We start from the raw sequence: 17,691 nt of genomic DNA on the forward strand, positions 1-17,691 counted from the left end.
TTTAACTTTAATTATTTTTTACTCACAATCTTTAATTCAAGATATTCCAAGCTTGTCCCAAATTTCATCAATATGGGCAATAATTTTGGGATCTTTTTTTATTATTTTTCCCCACTCTCGACTGGTTTCGCCTATCCATTTATTGGTTGCATCTAACCCCATTTTAGAACCTAATCCGGAAATAGGTGAAGCAAAATCTAAATAATCAATCGGGGTATTGTCGATAAATGTCGTATCACGATGCGGGTCCATACGTGTTGAAATGGCCCACATGACATCTTTCCAATCTCGAGCATTAATATCGTCATCACAAACAATCACAAATTTAGTGTACATAAATTGACGTAAATAGGACCATACACCCATCATGACACGCTTAGCATGCCCAGGATATTGCTTTTTTATAGTGACAATAGCAATACGATATGAGCATCCTTCTGGTGGCAAATAAAAATCGACAATTTCAGGAAATTGTTTTTGCAAAATTGGAATGAACACTTCATTTAATGCAAGTCCCATGACCGCAGGCTCATCAGGTGGTCGCCCAGTATAAGTTGAATGATAAATAGCATCTTTACGACGTGTAAGGTGAGTTACGGTAAAGACAGGAAATTGTTCAATTTCATTATAATAACCTGTATGATCACCATAAGGACCTTCTTGTGCTAACTCATTGGGATCGATGTAACCTTCAAGAATAATTTCAGCCGATGTAGGCACATCTAACTCATTGGATAATGATTTAACAACTTCTGTTCGTTTACCCCTTAATAACCCTGCAAAAGCATATTCAGGTAAAGTATCGGGTACGGGTGTAACCGCAGCTAAAATGGTTGCAGGATCAGCACCAATTGCAATACTAATCGGAAATTTTTCATTAGGGTGTGCTTGTTGCCATTCGGCAAAATCCAATGCACCGCCACGATGAGATAACCAGCGCATAATTAATTTATTTTTACCTAAGATCTGTAAGCGATAAATACCAATATTTTGCCGATCTTTATAAGGACCTTTAGTGATAGTCAATCCCCAAGACAACAGAGGCGCTACATCTTCAGGCCAACAATGCATAATGGGTAAATGGGTTAAATCAATCTCATCATTTTCAAAAACCACTTCTTGACATGGTGCTGACGATCGTTGTTTAACTGGCATATTTAAAACTTGTTTATATTTAGGTAAAACATTAAAAAACTGACGAATACCTCTAGGTGGATCAGGTTCGCGTAAAAACGCTAACAATTCACCAATTTCACGTAAAGCTGAAGTGTCTTCGCACCCCATGCCCATAGCCACGCGTTTAGCAGTACCGAATAAATTACACAAGACTGGCATATCATAGCCAATCGGATTTTCAAACAATAAGGCAGGTCCTTCATTACGTAGTACCCGATCGGCAATTTCTGTCATTTCAAGATAAGGATTAACAGGATAAGTAATTCTTTTTAATTCACCTTGCTGTTCAAGATAATCTAAAAATCCACGAAAATCAGAAAAGTTCATTTATCATCACTCTCTATTACTTGTTAACCTTTTGTAAATCGTATTCAAAGGTACCTATTAATCCATAAGATGGTTATCTCTTTAACCATCATTAGTCTTCATCAAAATTTTCACTGTAAATCGGTGTTTGTTTATTTTGATTACACTCTACAATTTTAGGTAATAAAACTTCAAATTGGTTTTTATCAATTTCAGTAAAATTATCAGGTTCAACTTGATAATATAGATATTGTTGGCTCTGATCATCAAATTGGAAAGAAGCTAACCAATAATTTCTATCATCACTATTTTCATTCGCAAATATCTTAATAATACTACTTTCGCGCTTTTCGGGTTGATTATGTAATTTATAATCGATTATTTTCTCAGCAATATGAGAATCATATTCATCAAAAATAATATAATCACTTTCATTTGTTTGACATTTTTCAATATTAATTTCGGCATAACTGCTGGTTATTGAAAAAAATAAACAAAATAATACAATAATATACTGGCTTAATTTCATTTATTACCTCTTAACTCGATTTAAGAAAGTTGTTAATTTTACTAATAGCCTGACTATTATTAGACGATACAGTTAGGTTAGCAGCATCACTCATAGCCAGCCATTGATAAGCTAAGTGCTCGGTAAGAACAGGAATTACTTCGTTAGCAAGAGGCAAATAAAACCAATGTTCTTTATTTATCTTAACTTCTGGCGAATATCTATGTCTAAACTGTGGAAAAATCTCAAATTCAACTGTATGGTTAGCATCAATTAGTTTAAGATCATCCTTAATAATATCAATGCCTGTTTCTTCTAAAACTTCACGAATTGCTGTTTGTCTTGGCAATTCATTTGTTTCCATGCTACCTGTAACTGATTGCCAAAATAATGGATCATCTTTGCGTTGTAACATAAGACAACGTTTGGTTGTCTGGCAGTAAATCACCACCAGAACCGACTCAGGTTTTTTATATTCTCGCATCAAAATATCTTTATTTCTTAGATACTTCAATGCCAAGCTCAACCAATGCAGCAGAATTTGCAGGACTTGGTGCATCAGTAAGTAAACACGTTGCAGCGGTCGTTTTAGGAAATGCAATCACATCGCGAATATTATCTGTTCCAGTAAGTAACATACTCAATCTATCTAATCCAAACGCTAAACCTGCATGTGGCGGTGTACCATATTTTAGAGCATCAAGTAAAAAACCAAATTTTTCACGTTGATCTTGTTCATCAATTCCTAATATTGAAAACACAGCTTGTTGCATTTCACTTCGGTGAATACGTACCGATCCTCCACCAACTTCATAGCCATTAATTACCATATCATAAGCATTCGCTACAGCATTTTGAGGATTATTAATTAACTCTTCAGGTGTGTAATCTTTTGGTGATGTGAACGGATGATGCATAGCGCTTAAACCTTCATCTGTTTCTTCAAACATAGGGAAATCAATGACCCAAAGTACCGCCCATTTATTTTCATCAGTGAGATCTAAATCTTTACCAACTTTCAAACGTAATGCACCTAAAGCATCACTAACAACTTTATAACTATCAGCACCAAATAACAAAATATCACCATCTTTCGCATTGGCACGGTTTAGTAACGCTTCCATTTGCGATTCACTAAAGAATTTAGAGACCGGACTTTGTACGCCCTCTAAACCTTTACTGCGTTCATTAACTTTAATCCAAGCCATACCTTTGGCACCATAAACAGAAATAAACTGCGTATATTCGTCTAACTGCTTACGTGTTAATTGGGCGCCATTTGGAACACATAATAAAGCCACTCTTCCTTTAGGATCATTTGCTGGTGTTGAAAATACTTTAAAATCGATATCTTTAATCAAATCGGCCACATCAATGATTTCAAGTGGATTACGTAAATCTGGTTTATCACTACCATAACGACGCATTGCTTCGTCAAAAGTCATAATCGGGAATTTGCCTAAATCAACATTTTTAACATGCAACCAAAGTTCGCGTATCATTTTTTCCATAATTTCACGTACTTGTTCGGCTGTCATAAACGAAGTTTCAACATCTATCTGTGTAAATTCTGGTTGACGATCGGCTCGTAAATCTTCATCACGAAAACATTTAACAATTTGATAATAACGGTCAAACCCAGACATCATAAGCAATTGCTTAAATAATTGTGGTGATTGTGGCAATGCATAAAATTCACCTTTGTGAATTCGGCTCGGTACCAAATAGTCGCGAGCACCTTCTGGCGTAGCCTTGGTTAACATGGGTGTTTCAATATCTAAAAAACCATTCTCATTCATAAATGAACGAACAAAGGCGGTAATTTGTGCACGGGTTTTAAAGATGGTGCTCATTTCAGGTCGGCGTAAATCTATATATCGATATTTTAAACGCTGTTCCTCACTGTTATTTTGGTTAAAATCCAGAGGTAATACATCACTACGATTAAAAATAGTAAGTTCGGTTGCTAAAATTTCAACCTCGCCAGTTGCCATATCTTTATTAATTTGACCTTGAGGTCTCGCTCTGACCTTTCCTTTAATTTGAATACAAAATTCATTGCGTAACTCACCAGCTAATTGATATGCTTGTGGATAATCAGGATCAAAAAAAACTTGTACAATTCCTTCACGATCACGCATATCAATAAAAATCATACCGCCTAAGTCACGACGTTTATTAACCCATCCACATAGTGTAACTTCTTGATTAACATAATTTGCGTTTAATTGTCCGCAATAAATTGTTCTCATTAAATATATCCTGTGTACAATTGTCTAAAATAATAATTATTATAGAGCAATTTATCAGGGTATAAAGACTCTGTTTTAAAATAATCACTATTTATTTTATTTATACTTAATTTATCATAATAATTTTACTTTATACGTATTTTATTAATATTATTTAAATTCAATAAGATAATAAATTTAAACGCGACTTATGTTGTTATACATTAAAAAATGTTTAATTTATTAACTTGTAATATCAAATAATTATTAATAAGCTTAAGTATTATTTAAATATTATTAATTTGATATGAAAGCTTTAATTTCAATTGACTACACAAATGATTTCATTGCCGATGATGGCGCATTAACTACAGGCTCTGCTGGTCAACAAATTGAATCAGAATTGTTAAACATAACGGATTCATTTATTAAAAATAATCAATTAATCGTTTTTGCAATTGATGCCCATGACCCGACCGATGAATACCATCCTGAAAATGCACTTTTTCCACCTCATAATATGATTGGAACGGTTGGACAACAATTATTCGGTCGTTTGCACCAACTTTATCAAAGACATCAAAATTCAACCAATATTTATTGGATCAATAAACGTCACTATTCAGCATTTTGTGGTACAGATCTTGATTTACGTTTGCGAGAAAGACATATCACCGAAATCCATCTAATTGGTGTTTGTACGGATATTTGCATTTTACATACAGCCGTAGATGCCTATAACTTAGGGTATAAAATAGTTATACATCAAAATGCTGTCGCAAGCTTTGATCCTATTGGTCATCAATGGGCTTTGAAACACTTTCAAAATGCCTTAGGAGCAACATTAATATAAAAACAGATAACAATATAAAAGAGGAGTAGGAATGGAAGTTTTACGAGACTATAAATTGCATATAATTGCACTGTTAGTAGTCATTAGTTGCGAACTAATCGGTAAACAATCAATATGGATTATCGCCGTTTATCCAATATTATATGCAATGATCTTTGGCGGAATAATTAGCCTACCAAAGCTAAATATATTAACCCATAAAAATATGCACAATGCAAGTATCGTTATGATGGTTACATTAATGTTACTCATTGCAAAACTTGGTGTAGCGGTAGGTCCGAAAATTGATATGATTTTAGAGGATGCAAAATTAGCTCTTATTTTTCAGGAATTAGGACATTTTGCCGGAACAATTTTACTTGGGTTACCGTTAGCAATGCTATTAGGTATGAAAAGAGAAGCTGTTGGGGCGACCTATTCCGTTGCTCGTGAGCCGAATATAGCCATTGTAGCAGATAAATATGGTTTAGACTCTCCCGAGGGTCGCGGTGTAATGTCTATGTATGTATGCGGCACACTTTATGGTGCAATTTGGATGAGTATTCTTGCCAGCCTAATAGCTCACTTGGATATTCTTCATCCTTATGCTTTAGCTATGGGAGCGGGCGTAGGTAGTGGAAGCATGATGGCTGCATCACTTGCTCCGATAAGTGATCTATATCCAGATTTATCAGAAAACATTAATGCTTATGCAACCACAGCAAATTTAATGTCTGGTATTGTTGGTATTTATATTTATACACTCTTTTCTTTGCCTTTCGCTTCATTCATGTATAACACTTTAGACCGTATTCGACACAATAAATAAGGATCCGATAATGAAGATTTTAGAAACAATTTTTGTACTTATTTTAGTGGCGATTATTATGGCAGCTGGCAATACTGTGGGATATAAAATTGATTTTATGCTATCACTTGAAGCATTGTCTATTTTAGTTGTCATTTCTATTTTAGGATTTTTACTAAGTAAGTTACCCGGATTAAAAAAATTCCCAATAATTTTATGGGTATCGGTTGTTGCAGCTACGGTTTCTTCACCAATATTTCCATATCATGAAAAAGTTGTTGCAATGACAGATCACGTTTCATTACTTGCTATCTGTACGCCAGTACTAGCTTATGCTGGACTCGCCATAGGTAAAGATCTTGCGTTATTTAAAAATATTTCTTGGCGAATTATTCCCGTATCTTTAGCTGTGTTTTCAGGTACATTTATTTTTGCAGCCTTAATCGCTCAAATCACTTTGCATTGGGAAGGCGTGATCTAATTTGGATAAGGATTTTATTTATGACAAAAGAAGAACTAAAGAAAAAAGTTTGTGATGCAATTGCAAATCGCAAAGCAGACATCAAGTCGATTGCTGAAGCGATTTGGTCTGAACCAGAGCTTGGTTATAAAGAATACAAAACCGCTAAAAAAGTAGAAGACGCTTTTGAAAAATTAGGTGTACCTTTTAAAAATAAATTAGCACTCACTGGTGTTAAAGGTCGTCTTAAAGGTGGTAAAGGAAGCCAATATAGTATCGCAATTATTGGAGAACTTGATGCAATTATTTGTGCCGACCACCCTGCTGCGGATGAAACGTCTGGAGCAGCTCACTGTTGTGGTCATAATGCACAAATCGCTAATATGATGGCTGTCACTATGGGGCTAATAGACTCAGGGGCTATGCAATTTTTAGCTGGTGATGTAGTACCATTTGCAGTCCCAGCAGAAGAATATGTTGAAATTACCTATCGAAATCGATTGATTGAAGAGGGGAAAATCAAATACATTGGCGGTAAACCAGAATTGATTTCACGTGGTGATTTTGATGATATAGATATGGCATTACAGATACACTTAACGAGCATACCGAATGAACGCCAAGATGGTTTTATTGAAATCTCAACGACGAGCAATGGTTTTATCGGCAAGTTAATTAAATATAAAGGTGAAGCAGCCCATGCCGCAGCAGCCCCACATGCAGGAGTGAATGCTTTAAATGCTGCAATGATGGGAATGATGGGTGTTCACGCAATTCGTGAAACATTTCAAGAAAAAGATTACATTCGATTCCATCCAATCATTACCCAAGGCGGTGATTTAGTGAATGTTGTACCAAGCGATGTTAGAATGGAAAGCTACGTACGAGCAGGCAATGTCCCTGCTATGATTGATGCCAATGAAAGAATAAATCAAGCATTGAAAGCTGGAGCTATGGCAGTTGGTGCAACTTGCGAAATTAAAGATTTACCAGGTTATTTACCATTACATAATAACCCAACACTTAATAATCTATTGAAGCAAAACGCTGAAAATTTAATTGGTGAAGAAAACGTTTCAATCGCACCGCATATGACTGGAAGTACAGATACTGGCGATCTATCGCATATTATGCCAGTAAGTCACCCTTGGATTGGTTCGGTTAGAGGAATTTTACATGGTAAAGATTATACTGTATATGATGAACAGATGGCTTATATACGACCTGCACAAATGATGGCTTGTACGATTATCGACTTACTTTACGATGATGCCAAACCCGCTCAAACACTCATAACAAACTACAAACCACTTATGACAAAAGAGGAGTATTTAAAATTCCTATCTGGTTTTGACAAATAAAGTTTAAAACTTGGCACAATCTTGTGCCAAGTTTTTTGTTATACTACTTACTTTATTATTAACAACAATAATCACATCATATGTTAACACTTACCGATCAAGAATTATTTCGTTATGACAGACAAATAACTTTGCATGGTTTTGACATTGAGAAGCAGCAAATTTTAAAAAATAGTTCAGTATTAATTATTGGATTAGGAGGATTAGGTTGTTCAACTTCTTTGTATTTAGCTGCCTCAGGTATTGGTAAGTTAACTTTAAATGATTTTGATACCATATCCGCTTCAAATTTAAATCGACAAATTTTATATACCTATAAATCAATTAATCAAAACAAAGTTGATGTGGCTAAGTACGCTTTAGTCAATATAAATCCTAATATACAAATTAACACCGTTAATCAACAGCTTGATGACCGCGATCTCATTTCACTCATTAAGCAGCATAATATTATTATTGATTGTACGGATAATTTAGTTACCCGTGAACAGATTAATCGCTGTTGTTTTCAAGAAAAAAAACCATTAGTTTCAGGCGCAGCAATACGAATGGAAGGTTTGTTAAGTGTATTTACTTATCAACCTAATGAACCATGTTATCACTGTTTAAGTCGTCTATTTGGGAATGAACAGCTAACTTGTGTTGAAACGGGTGTAATGGCACCTTTAGTTGGTATGTTTGGATCAATGCAAGCCATAGAAGCAATAAAAGTCCTGACTCATTATGGTCGTCCATTATCGGGTCGATTATTGATGGTTGATACAATGAATATGCAATTTAATCAATTTACGTTATCTAAGCAGGAAAATTGTCCTGTTTGCGGTAATCACAGAACTGACCAATCAGAAAAATGAAACAAAATAACCGTATTATTTTAGCTCCAATGGAAGGGGTACTTGATTATCAAGTGAGACAAATTTTAACTGAGATCAATCAATTTGATTATTGTGTAACAGAATTTGTACGAGTCACTCATCATCAATTATCCAACCGCACCTTTTATCGCCTTTGTCCTGAACTCCATAATGGTGGCAAAACTGCATCTGGTACCCCTATTCGAGTACAAATTCTTGGCCATTCACCACAGTGGATGGCAGAAAATGCAGTAAAAGCAATTGAACTGGGTTCATTTGGCATTGATATTAATTTTGGTTGTCCGGCTAAAACCGTCGTGGGCAGTCAAGGAGGGGCTTATTTATTACAATATCCTGAACAAATTTTTAATATCGTTAGTCAAGTTCGACAAGCCATAAACCCCTCGGACATATTATCAGTTAAAATTCGCTTAGGTTGGTCTAATAAATCACATTGCGATGAAATAGCCAATGCAATTGAAAGTGCTGGAGCTAATGAGATTTCCATTCATGGTAGAACTAAAGAGGATGGATATAAAGCGGATAAAATTGATTGGCAAACAATAGCAAAAATCAAACAAAACCTAACAATTCCTGTAATTGCCAATGGTGAAATTTTTTCTATTGAAGATGCGCAAAAATGCATTGCTCAAAGTCAAACCCATGACATTATGTTGGGTCGTGGAATTTTAGCTATCCCCAATCTAGCCAATATGATCCGCAACCAACAACCAGCATTAAGTTGGTCACAAGTATTGGAAATTTTAATCCGTTATGCAAATTCATCCATCGATGATGTTAAACCGCTTTATCATTCTGCCCGTATTAAACAGTGGCTTACTTATTTAAAGTACCATTATGTAGAAGCATCAGAGATGTTACAAAACATTAGAACATTAAAATCGCAACAAGAAATATATACATTCTTAAAACAACAAATGATACAGCCCATACTATAAATTAATCTGATATTTAAATGATGGATGAAAGTAATACTTCGTTAATTTTCGAATAAATAAGCACGATAAAGTGAATGATATCGCACCCAACAATATGATTACTATGGATGTTAGGTTTGTATTTTGTAATGACACATAATAAATTAACCAATTTGCAACTTTCCATAAAACAAAATTTAAAATAAAGATAATAAGGTTTAAGGAAATTGCGCACTTGATTATTCTATCGGTTTGTAACACAACAAACATTTGTGTGAACATATTTTTACTAACCAAAATGACAACTAATAAGCTAAATAAATAACAACAAATTGGCAAAAAAATATGTTCCCAAACTGAAATAAAATAGTAACTGTTATGTACTAAGACATCTAAAATAAAAGAAGGAAAAGCAATTAAAATAAAAAAGAAAAATACTAAAAACAAAGTAAAATGAATTTTAGTACTATTAATTATAGTCAGTTCGAAAATCTGTTTACCTTTGTCAAAATGATGATTTAATACTTTGATATAATAATAGGTAAATAATCCAGAAAATAGGTAACATAGGCTATAGGGGATAATGCATAAAACTAAAATAAATAACCATGAAGCCATATTAATCATATTTATCAAAATATTATCAAAAATAGCTTCGGCTATGGCATTAATTAAATAGCCTATCATACAAACAATAATGACATTAAACATTAACAGAGTAATATTTTTAGAAGTCACTTGATGAACATTGACTCGATGTAAACTGATCGTTGAAATACCAAATAATAACAAACACTCTGGAATTGTACGTAGTAATTGATATGGTGCAAGTTTATATAATATACCCCATAAAAACTCATAATCATGAAAGGTCGATATAAAGGTAATACCAAATCTAATATTGAAACTAAAAGCACTACAGAAAAAAAATAGTGCAATAAAAATAAAAGGTAGCTTAAAAAAAGCTAATTTTTCCATTTTGATACTCAAGATCAGTAAATTCTCTTTTTTAAAAATTTTGATAACAACAAAAAAATTAAGGTCAACAACAATGTTTTATCGTGTCATTATAAAGCCATATTGTGTTTAAAATATGCTCATGCTAATACCAAAGGCTTTTTAATCGACAACAATCATTAGATCTTATATTATTGATAATTATTATAAAACTTTATATTTTTGAGTCAATAACCTTAATAAGAAGTGCTGATTTTCGGTGAATTATTATATAAAATAGGATTAATGCTTCATCACTTAAAGAATGATGAAGCAAATTGTAAAATAGAAATGTATTTTTTATGTCTTCAATCTATACGTTAAAGAGTGGAAAATCGGATTGACCAGCAATCGATTTTAAATGTTGTTGTGCTGTAAGAATATTTTGTTTCCACTGATTATCTTTCGCCCACATTTCAATCACTAATGGCGCACAATAATCAATAGATTTAAGTGTGCTAAAAACCGCAGAAAAATCGACCTCACCTTCACCGATCACCAAATCTCTAAATTGACCTGGATAATTGGGTTTTACTTTATAGGTATCTTTTAAATGAATTTGCACAATATGATTACGGCTTAATAATAATTCAGTGCTAACATCATAATTCCAACCGGATATATTTCCCACATCAGGATAGGCCATAAAATAAGGTGAATTTATCTCAGCTTTTAAAATTTCAAACTTACTAAGTGAATTTAGATAGCTAGTATCCATAATTTCAACAGCTAACATCACACCAGCTTTTTCTGCCTGTTTTGCGCACCATTGCATACCTGCAACAAAGCGTTGATGTGTTTGTAAGTTAGCTTGCTCATAATAAACATCATATCCAGCAAGTTGGATAACTCTAACACCAAGTTTATAAGCAAGAGTAATTGCCTTACACATTATACTTTTAGCTTTCTCTCTGATCGTTTTATCATCAGAACCAAATGGATATTTACGATGTGCACTAAGACATATTGAATGAAAAAAAACACCATTATCTTCACAAAGATGACGCAATGCATAGATTTCCTCATCGGACCAATCAAGCCTAGATTGACGCTCATCGGATTCATCAATAGAAAGTTCTATAAAATCGAAATGTAAAGATTTTGCCTCTAACATTTTTTGCTGCCAAGAAAGTGTATTCGGTAGTGCTTTTTCATAAATACCCATACATGGAGTTTGTCTGGTTATATTCATTGTATTATTTGACATAATTTAGATCCGATATTATTAAGGTAAAACTTAACGGTCCATTTCGTGACTGTTAGGTCACTACTTACCAAAACTTAGCAATCTGCTCTCTTAAGTCTTGAGCAGTTTTTTGACCATTTTCGTTGGCTAAAGCTCGTCCAGCGATAAAAGCTTTAGTTTTAATACCTGCAAATAGATGAATATCTTCAGGTACAATACCGCCAGTTATTGATAGTTCTAAATCTAGATCAGAAAGCTGTCGCATTTTAGTTAAATCTTCTTTACCCCAACCAATACCCGCTAATTCAGCATCACGAGAACGATGATAAATTGCCTGTTTGATCCCCAATTTTCTCCATGCTTTTGCATCATCGAAAGTCCAATGTCCATAAAGTTCGATTTGAATTTCACGGCCAAACTCATCAGCCACTTTTTTACAAGCTTCAATTGTTGCAATATGAGCAGCAGCTGAAACTGTTAACCAGTCGGCGCCCGCTGAAAACGCCATTTTTGCTAAAATGGCACCTCCATCAGTGGTTTTCAAATCACAAACTAGAATATGATTGGGATACTTTTCCCTTAAGATTTTCACACCATTAATACCTGATCCGAATGCAAGGATGGTTCCAACTTCAATAATATCTACAAATCCAGCTACGTTCTTGGCTACCGCTAAAGCTGTTTGTAATTCTGTTTGATCTAATGCAATTTGTAATTTTGGTTTAGTCATTTTATTCGTCCTCTTATAAATACTATTTTTGACCATAGTAAGCATGTGATCCATGCTTACGAAAATAGTGTTTATCCGATAAAGTTTGTTGAATTTTGATTGTTTTATTAAGTTGCCTTGTTGATAGTGCCATCATGGCTACCTCTTCAAGCACCACGGCATTATGTACGGCATCAGATGCATTTTTTCCCCAACAAAATGGAGCGTGTCCAGAAATAACAGCTGCTGGCATCGCCATAGGATCAATGTCTCTTCGTTTAAATTCTTCAATAATAACTAGACCGGTGTTTTTTTCGTAATCGGTACTGATTTCACTATCAGTTAAACGACGAGTACAAGGCACATCACCATAAAAATAGTCAGCATGTGTTGTACCCAAAGCTGGAACATCTAATTCTGCTTGAGCCCATACAGTTGCATAGCGAGAATGTGTATGAACAATACCGCCAATATTTTCAAAAGCTTTATAAAGTTCTATATGGGTTGCGGTATCACTAGACGGATTTAATTTACCTTCAACAATTTCACCTGTTAATGACACCACAACAATATCATCAATTTTCATGTTGTTGTATTCGACGCCTGATGGTTTAATAGCAATAACATCTTTGGCTCGGTCGATCTCTGAAACATTCCCCCAAGTAAAAGTAACTAAATGGTATTTAGGCAAGGTTAAGTTAGCCTGCAATACTCTTTCTTTTAATGTTTGATACATAAAATTAGTCTCCCAATAAAGCGTTATCAATAACAGCATAAACATCTTCTTTGCTGTTACATGCTCTCAATTTATCCAGATCGATACCTGTTGGACTGTCTTCATCATCTAGTATTTGAGTGACTTCCATTAAACCTTGCATATGCTCATCTGAGGTGCTTCCCGCTAGGGTAACTAATACATCAACAGGTTGATCTTCACCTTCAAAGTAGACTGGCGTATTTAATGTTACTAAAGCAAAAGCAGTTCGATTTACCCCATCTTCCGGTCTGGCATGAGGCATAGCAAAATTTGGTGCAATAATAATGTAAGGTCCCATTTTTTTTACGCAGCTAATAATTGCATTATAATAAGAAGGGTTGATCGCTTTGGAAGCAACGAGCATATCGGTGCCTAATTTGATCGCCTCTTGCCAAGTTGATGCATCCGCTTTTAGTAAAATAGAGTTATTTTCAATTAATGATTCTTTCAATGCCATTGTTGTACTCCTTATTTAATCAATTCATTATTGAGCAAGCACTTTTCTAATAAGTTCAATAAGTTCTTCACCAAATGTATGCGGATTTAACATGTTTTGGACCCCCAAAGCATGTTGCCCTTCATTAACTTCAATTTCGTTAATTAAATGTTTCGATGCCACAATAATGTCTACATTAGGTAACCGTGACTTGTAATCTGTCACCGCGCAAGAATCCATGACATTGGCAATGCCTTTTTTATCTAAATAATTAGCTATTTTCATTTTCATCATCATTGAAGATCCTTGGCCGCTACCACATACAGCAAGGATTCGTACTGCTCGACCTTCGCTTATTGCCACTTCATCCATTTTTTCAACAACATTTTCATTAATATCTTGATGAATATTATTTTGTTCTGGTTCCGTTTTTGTATTTGCTTCATCTTGGCGTAATTGTTTAGCGGTAAAGAACATATACACTAAAGCCAGAGCGATAATTAGATAAATAAATAAGTGAGAGAAAGATAAACCCTGTAAAATAGGTGGGAATAATATCGCCCAATCAGCCATCCCCATCCAAGAGTCAATTGGAGTGCCATTTTTTGCAAAGAGATGAATTACCCAAGCTGAACCAAATACCTCAATCATTCCCATTACAAAACAAATTTTCATAATGGCTTTCCAACCACCAAAGTGATTAGCAAATACCCCAATAGTTGCATTAGAGAAGAACATTGGTATAAAACCAGGAATAATCATAATGGGGGATTTAAATATAAGTAACAAACCAATTGCTAAAAACTGCCCTAATGCCCCCCAAATAAAGCCAAATACCATAGCATTCGGTGAAAAAGCATAAATGGCAGCACAATCAATGGCTAATACCGCATTAGGAATTAATTTTTCAGAAATACCTTTAAACGCTTCCGACAATTCAGCTACAAACATTCTGACCCCACCTACTATGATTTGTATAGCGACAGCAAACTTGAGACCCGTTTCTAGAATGTAGATTGTCCAATGAGTTGAACCTGCCATGGTTTGCAAATTGTCTAAACCAAATGAAAGAAGAATAATGCCAAAAAAGAACGTCATCATTATTGCTGTTGCGGCGATGCTATCATGAAAAATATGTAACCAGTTAGGTAATTTCAGATTATCAACTGAGTCATTTTTATTGCCTAATTTAGGTGCTAATTTAACTGCAATCCAAGAACCTAATTGTTGTTGATGACCAATCGAAAAACCTGCACCTCCAGTAACGGCTTCTGTAGGTTTAAACATCATATTCGAAAAAATTCCCCAATATAATGCGGTAATAATGGCAGAATAAATTATTGTTTCCCACATACCATAACCAAATAGAAAATAAAACAGGGTAATTAATCCTACTTGTTGGAACATGATATGCCCTGTTAGCATGATGGTGCGAATTCCCGTGATACGACGAAAAATGACCAAAAGGATATTAATAGCCAATGCGAGTAAGACAGCATAACCGACCCATGAGTAGTGATCACCCATACCATTTTCAACAGCAACCATTGAAGCGTAAGTATCAATGATAGATCCCTTAATACCATGATACTCCGCCAATTTGGCAATCACCGGCTTAAATGTTGAAACCAGTACATTAGAACCAACTTGTAACAACATAAAACCAACAATGGTCTTGATTGTTCCTTTCAAAATTGTGGTGATATCTTTGCGTAAAAGACAATAACCTAACATTGTTACCAAGCCGAGTAACAAAGGTGCCTTGGTCATGACTTGACTATAAAAAATATAAAATATGTTATAGATTACTTCCATATGCCCCTCTCATTGGTTATGGGCTCTTTTAAAATTTGAAGTTTATATCGTGCTTTCAAAGCAGTAATAAAACTTATCCTAATGCCCTTTTTATATAGTTATTCACTGTGGTGTGAATCTTTGAGCTAAATTAACCCTATACTTTGTTAAACAAATTAAGATTACTTGATTAACGCATGTTATATTCTATAATCAAAATAAATCACACAATGATTATTTGTGATTATTTTGATGAAGATCACTTTTCTATGGAATCCAAAATCATATCTGTGATCGACTTCACACAATAATGAAAAAAAACTGCAACAGCTTCAACATATACCTATAATTATCAATATATTAAATAAAACATGACGAATAAAAACAATAAGATAATTGACAATTTTAATAATGAAAATTATTATCAAAATAATCAAAAATGCTCAATTTAAATGAGGAATTTTAATGAATGAATTAACGCGACATAATGAAATCGTCGCATTGGTTAACGAAAAAGGTGAATTAAAAGTGACCGAATTAATCAGCCATTTTTGTATATCACCCGCTACCGCTAGAAGAGATATCACTAAATTAGATCAGGATGGTCGTGTCAAAAAAGTACGTAACGGCATTATTCGTCTTGAAGAACAAAAACCCATATGGGCTCCAATAGATAATAACAATACTGATCACTATCACGAAAAGGCTCGGATTGCGATTCGTGCGGCTAAGTTATGCGTCTGTGATGAAAATATAGTCATTAATTGTGGCTCAACAGCATTTTTATTGGGACGAGAACTTTGTGGAAAAAATGTATCCATCATCACTAATTATTTTCCTTTAGCATGTTATTTGATTGAACATGACCATGAAAACGTAATTATTATGGGTGGGTTATATAATAAAACACAAAATATCATACTTAATCCTATTGCAAGTATTACCGATTCTTATGCCGCAAAATGGATGTTTACAAGCGGAAAAACATTAACATCAACAGGACTTTATAAAAGCGAAATTTTAAGCGCTGTTGCTGAACAACAGATATTAGAAAAAGCAGAAAAATTAGTTGTAGTGGTTGATAGCTCAAAGATCGATACCAAAGCTAACTCCGGCATGCTTTTTTGCCCAATAAATAAAATTGATATTTTGATTACAGGGGTGCAAGCAAATAAGGAGGTAATTGAATGCATCAAAAAGCAAGGAGTTGAAGTGATATTAGTTTAACTATTAAATAAAAAAGGAACATAGAATGAGTAAAGTAAATGAAATTACCCGAGATTATTGGATTTTAAGCACTTTTCCTGAATGGGGAACATGGTTAAATGAAGAGATCGAAAACACCGTTGTGAAACCAAATACTTTCACCATGTGGTGGCTAGCTTGTACCGGAATTTGGTTAAAATCAGCAGGTAATACTAATATCTCTGTCGATTTTTGGTGTGGTACAGGAAAAAAAACACATGCTAACCCATTAATGAACAAACAGCATCAAATGATGCGTATGGGTGGCGTTCGTGAATTGCAACCTAATTTAAGAACCAGCCCATTTGTGTTAGATCCATTTGCAATTAAAGAAATTGATGCAGTAATGGCAACCCATGATCATGCCGATCATATTGATGTTAATGTTGCTGCGGCTGTAATTCAAAACTGCTCTTCAAAAGTGAAATTTATTGGTCCAAAAGCTTGCGTTGAGTTATGGAAAAGTTGGGGGGTACCTGAGGATCGTTGTATCGTTGCTAAAGTTGGTGAAACAATTGAAGTAGGTGATATTACAATTCGTGTGCTAGATTCTTTTGACAGAACGTCCCTCGTTACTTTACCAAAAGGGGTATCTTCTACCGACAAATCGATTCTAGACGGTATGAACGATCGTGCAGTTAATTATTTATTTGAAACATCAGGAGGATCACTTTACCATTCAGGAGATTCACATTACTCTAACTATTATGCTAAACATGGTAATAATTATAAAATTGATGTGGCATTACTTTCTTATGGCGAAAACCCTCGTGGTGTTACCGATAAAATGACTTCATCAGACATTTTGCGTGCGGCTGAGTCTCTTAATACTAAAGTGGTAATTCCATTCCATCATGATATTTGGTCAAATTTCCAAAGTGATCCTCGTGAAATTGAAGTTCTTTGGGAAATGAAAAAAGATCGTCTTGAATATCAATTTAAACCATTTTTCTGGCAAGTTGGAGGGAAATATACGTATCCTACAGATCAACATAAAATGCATTATCAACATTATCGAGGATTCAGAGATATCTTTACCGATGAACCAGAACTGCCTTATCGTTCATTCTTGTAAGGATAATAAAAATTATTTA

At 34.3% G+C, this 17,691-nt stretch carries 18 protein-coding genes; 8 read left to right on the top strand and 10 right to left on the bottom strand.

The features are described from left to right. Window positions 1–36: 36 nt before the first annotated feature. From ubiD to aspS, 4 genes are all read right to left on the bottom strand, one after another. Window positions 37–1,503, bottom strand: a complete 1,467-nt coding sequence (gene ubiD / locus J3U19_RS03230; protein ID WP_267345433.1) for a 4-hydroxy-3-polyprenylbenzoate decarboxylase — start codon at window positions 1,501–1,503, stop codon at window positions 37–39. 91 nt (window positions 1,504–1,594) lie between these two features. Continuing rightward, a complete protein-coding gene (locus J3U19_RS03235) occupies window positions 1,595–2,011 on the bottom strand; it encodes a hypothetical protein (protein WP_267340079.1) in 417 nt (138 codons plus the stop codon). A gap of 10 nt (window positions 2,012–2,021) precedes the next feature. Then, the gene (gene nudB / locus J3U19_RS03240; protein WP_267340081.1) at window positions 2,022–2,474 is read right to left on the bottom strand and encodes a dihydroneopterin triphosphate diphosphatase; all 453 of its coding nucleotides are present in this window, start codon (window positions 2,472–2,474) and stop codon (window positions 2,022–2,024) included. A gap of 10 nt (window positions 2,475–2,484) precedes the next feature. After that, the gene (gene aspS / locus J3U19_RS03245; RefSeq protein WP_267345434.1) at window positions 2,485–4,242 is read right to left on the bottom strand and encodes an aspartate--tRNA ligase; all 1,758 of its coding nucleotides are present in this window, start codon (window positions 4,240–4,242) and stop codon (window positions 2,485–2,487) included. A 286-nt stretch (window positions 4,243–4,528) separates the two neighbouring features. On the opposite strand from aspS, the gene J3U19_RS03250 reads away from it, so the two are divergent. The 6 genes from J3U19_RS03250 to J3U19_RS03275 all read left to right on the top strand — a co-directional run bounded on the left by J3U19_RS03250 (window position 4,529) and on the right by J3U19_RS03275 (window position 9,495). Continuing rightward, window positions 4,529–5,074: a cysteine hydrolase family protein gene (locus J3U19_RS03250; protein ID WP_267340084.1), complete on the top strand. Its 546-nt coding sequence runs from the start codon at window positions 4,529–4,531 to the stop codon at window positions 5,072–5,074. A 31-nt stretch (window positions 5,075–5,105) separates the two neighbouring features. Beyond that, complete coding sequence (locus J3U19_RS03255; RefSeq protein WP_267340085.1) at window positions 5,106–5,882, top strand: DUF3100 domain-containing protein; 777 nt, start codon at window positions 5,106–5,108, stop codon at window positions 5,880–5,882. Between the two features lie 10 nt (window positions 5,883–5,892). Next, on the top strand, window positions 5,893–6,342 hold the full coding sequence (locus J3U19_RS03260; protein WP_267340086.1) for a hypothetical protein: 450 nt from the start codon (window positions 5,893–5,895) through the stop codon (window positions 6,340–6,342). A gap of 20 nt (window positions 6,343–6,362) precedes the next feature. Further along, window positions 6,363–7,682 carry an amidohydrolase gene (locus tag J3U19_RS03265; protein WP_267340088.1) on the top strand — a complete coding sequence of 440 codons (1,320 nt, stop codon included), beginning with the start codon at window positions 6,363–6,365 and terminating at the stop codon, window positions 7,680–7,682. Window positions 7,683–7,762: 80 nt separating this feature from the next. Next, window positions 7,763–8,536 carry a molybdopterin-synthase adenylyltransferase MoeB gene (locus J3U19_RS03270; RefSeq protein WP_267345435.1) on the top strand — a complete coding sequence of 258 codons (774 nt, stop codon included), beginning with the start codon at window positions 7,763–7,765 and terminating at the stop codon, window positions 8,534–8,536. Next, on the top strand, window positions 8,533–9,495 hold the full coding sequence (locus tag J3U19_RS03275; protein WP_267340090.1) for a tRNA-dihydrouridine synthase: 963 nt from the start codon (window positions 8,533–8,535) through the stop codon (window positions 9,493–9,495). Before J3U19_RS03270 ends, J3U19_RS03275 begins: the two co-directional genes overlap by 4 nt. Here the strand turns inward: J3U19_RS03275 and J3U19_RS03280 are convergent. From J3U19_RS03280 to J3U19_RS03305, 6 genes are all read right to left on the bottom strand, one after another. Beyond that, window positions 9,490–10,452, bottom strand: coding sequence for a hypothetical protein (locus J3U19_RS03280; protein ID WP_267340092.1), 963 nt, complete (start codon window positions 10,450–10,452; stop codon window positions 9,490–9,492). The two genes, J3U19_RS03275 and J3U19_RS03280, sit on opposite strands and share 6 nt — an antisense overlap. A 331-nt stretch (window positions 10,453–10,783) precedes the next feature. Then, the gene (locus J3U19_RS03285; protein WP_416380341.1) at window positions 10,784–11,662 is read right to left on the bottom strand and encodes an L-ribulose-5-phosphate 3-epimerase; all 879 of its coding nucleotides are present in this window, start codon (window positions 11,660–11,662) and stop codon (window positions 10,784–10,786) included. A 79-nt stretch (window positions 11,663–11,741) separates the two neighbouring features. After that, window positions 11,742–12,386, bottom strand: coding sequence for a 3-keto-L-gulonate-6-phosphate decarboxylase UlaD (locus tag J3U19_RS03290; protein ID WP_267340094.1), 645 nt, complete (start codon window positions 12,384–12,386; stop codon window positions 11,742–11,744). Between the two features lie 22 nt (window positions 12,387–12,408). Beyond that, window positions 12,409–13,101, bottom strand: coding sequence for an L-ribulose-5-phosphate 4-epimerase (locus J3U19_RS03295; protein WP_267345436.1), 693 nt, complete (start codon window positions 13,099–13,101; stop codon window positions 12,409–12,411). A 4-nt stretch (window positions 13,102–13,105) separates the two neighbouring features. Next, window positions 13,106–13,579 carry a PTS sugar transporter subunit IIA gene (locus tag J3U19_RS03300; RefSeq protein WP_267340097.1) on the bottom strand — a complete coding sequence of 158 codons (474 nt, stop codon included), beginning with the start codon at window positions 13,577–13,579 and terminating at the stop codon, window positions 13,106–13,108. Window positions 13,580–13,606: 27 nt separating this feature from the next. Next, window positions 13,607–15,373 carry a PTS ascorbate-specific subunit IIBC gene (locus J3U19_RS03305; protein WP_267345437.1) on the bottom strand — a complete coding sequence of 589 codons (1,767 nt, stop codon included), beginning with the start codon at window positions 15,371–15,373 and terminating at the stop codon, window positions 13,607–13,609. A 444-nt stretch (window positions 15,374–15,817) separates the two neighbouring features. Here J3U19_RS03305 and ulaR point away from each other — a divergent pair, with 444 nt between their 5' ends. Beyond that, on the top strand, window positions 15,818–16,579 hold the full coding sequence (gene ulaR / locus J3U19_RS03310; protein ID WP_267340100.1) for an HTH-type transcriptional regulator UlaR: 762 nt from the start codon (window positions 15,818–15,820) through the stop codon (window positions 16,577–16,579). Between the two features lie 25 nt (window positions 16,580–16,604). Continuing rightward, window positions 16,605–17,672 (top strand): L-ascorbate 6-phosphate lactonase, encoded by a 1,068-nt coding sequence (gene ulaG / locus J3U19_RS03315; protein WP_267340102.1) that lies wholly within the window; start codon window positions 16,605–16,607, stop codon window positions 17,670–17,672. Window positions 17,673–17,691 lie beyond the last annotated feature (19 nt).

Origin of the sequence: Gilliamella sp. B2828 (genome assembly GCF_026537125.1) — a bacterium.
In the GTDB taxonomy this organism is placed as follows: Bacteria; Pseudomonadota; Gammaproteobacteria; order Enterobacterales; family Orbaceae; genus Gilliamella.

Bases quoted from the DNA above. Each gene is read 5' to 3' on its own strand.
- ubiD (WP_267345433.1), bottom strand. From the start codon at position 1,503: ATGAACTTTTCTGATTTTCGTGGATTTTTAGATTATCTTGAACAGCAA.
- J3U19_RS03235 (WP_267340079.1), bottom strand. From the start codon at position 2,011: ATGAAATTAAGCCAGTATATTATTGTATTATTTTGTTTATTTTTTTCA.
- nudB (WP_267340081.1), bottom strand. From the start codon at position 2,474: ATGCGAGAATATAAAAAACCTGAGTCGGTTCTGGTGGTGATTTACTGC.
- aspS (WP_267345434.1), bottom strand. From the start codon at position 4,242: ATGAGAACAATTTATTGCGGACAATTAAACGCAAATTATGTTAATCAA.
- J3U19_RS03250 (WP_267340084.1), top strand. From the start codon at position 4,529: ATGAAAGCTTTAATTTCAATTGACTACACAAATGATTTCATTGCCGAT.
- J3U19_RS03255 (WP_267340085.1), top strand. From the start codon at position 5,106: ATGGAAGTTTTACGAGACTATAAATTGCATATAATTGCACTGTTAGTA.
- J3U19_RS03260 (WP_267340086.1), top strand. From the start codon at position 5,893: ATGAAGATTTTAGAAACAATTTTTGTACTTATTTTAGTGGCGATTATT.
- J3U19_RS03265 (WP_267340088.1), top strand. From the start codon at position 6,363: ATGACAAAAGAAGAACTAAAGAAAAAAGTTTGTGATGCAATTGCAAAT.
- J3U19_RS03270 (WP_267345435.1), top strand. From the start codon at position 7,763: ATGTTAACACTTACCGATCAAGAATTATTTCGTTATGACAGACAAATA.
- J3U19_RS03275 (WP_267340090.1), top strand. From the start codon at position 8,533: ATGAAACAAAATAACCGTATTATTTTAGCTCCAATGGAAGGGGTACTT.
- J3U19_RS03280 (WP_267340092.1), bottom strand. From the start codon at position 10,452: ATGGAAAAATTAGCTTTTTTTAAGCTACCTTTTATTTTTATTGCACTA.
- J3U19_RS03285 (WP_416380341.1), bottom strand. From the start codon at position 11,662: ATGAATATAACCAGACAAACTCCATGTATGGGTATTTATGAAAAAGCA.
- J3U19_RS03290 (WP_267340094.1), bottom strand. From the start codon at position 12,386: ATGACTAAACCAAAATTACAAATTGCATTAGATCAAACAGAATTACAA.
- J3U19_RS03295 (WP_267345436.1), bottom strand. From the start codon at position 13,101: ATGTATCAAACATTAAAAGAAAGAGTATTGCAGGCTAACTTAACCTTG.
- J3U19_RS03300 (WP_267340097.1), bottom strand. From the start codon at position 13,579: ATGGCATTGAAAGAATCATTAATTGAAAATAACTCTATTTTACTAAAA.
- J3U19_RS03305 (WP_267345437.1), bottom strand. From the start codon at position 15,373: ATGGAAGTAATCTATAACATATTTTATATTTTTTATAGTCAAGTCATG.
- ulaR (WP_267340100.1), top strand. From the start codon at position 15,818: ATGAATGAATTAACGCGACATAATGAAATCGTCGCATTGGTTAACGAA.
- ulaG (WP_267340102.1), top strand. From the start codon at position 16,605: ATGAGTAAAGTAAATGAAATTACCCGAGATTATTGGATTTTAAGCACT.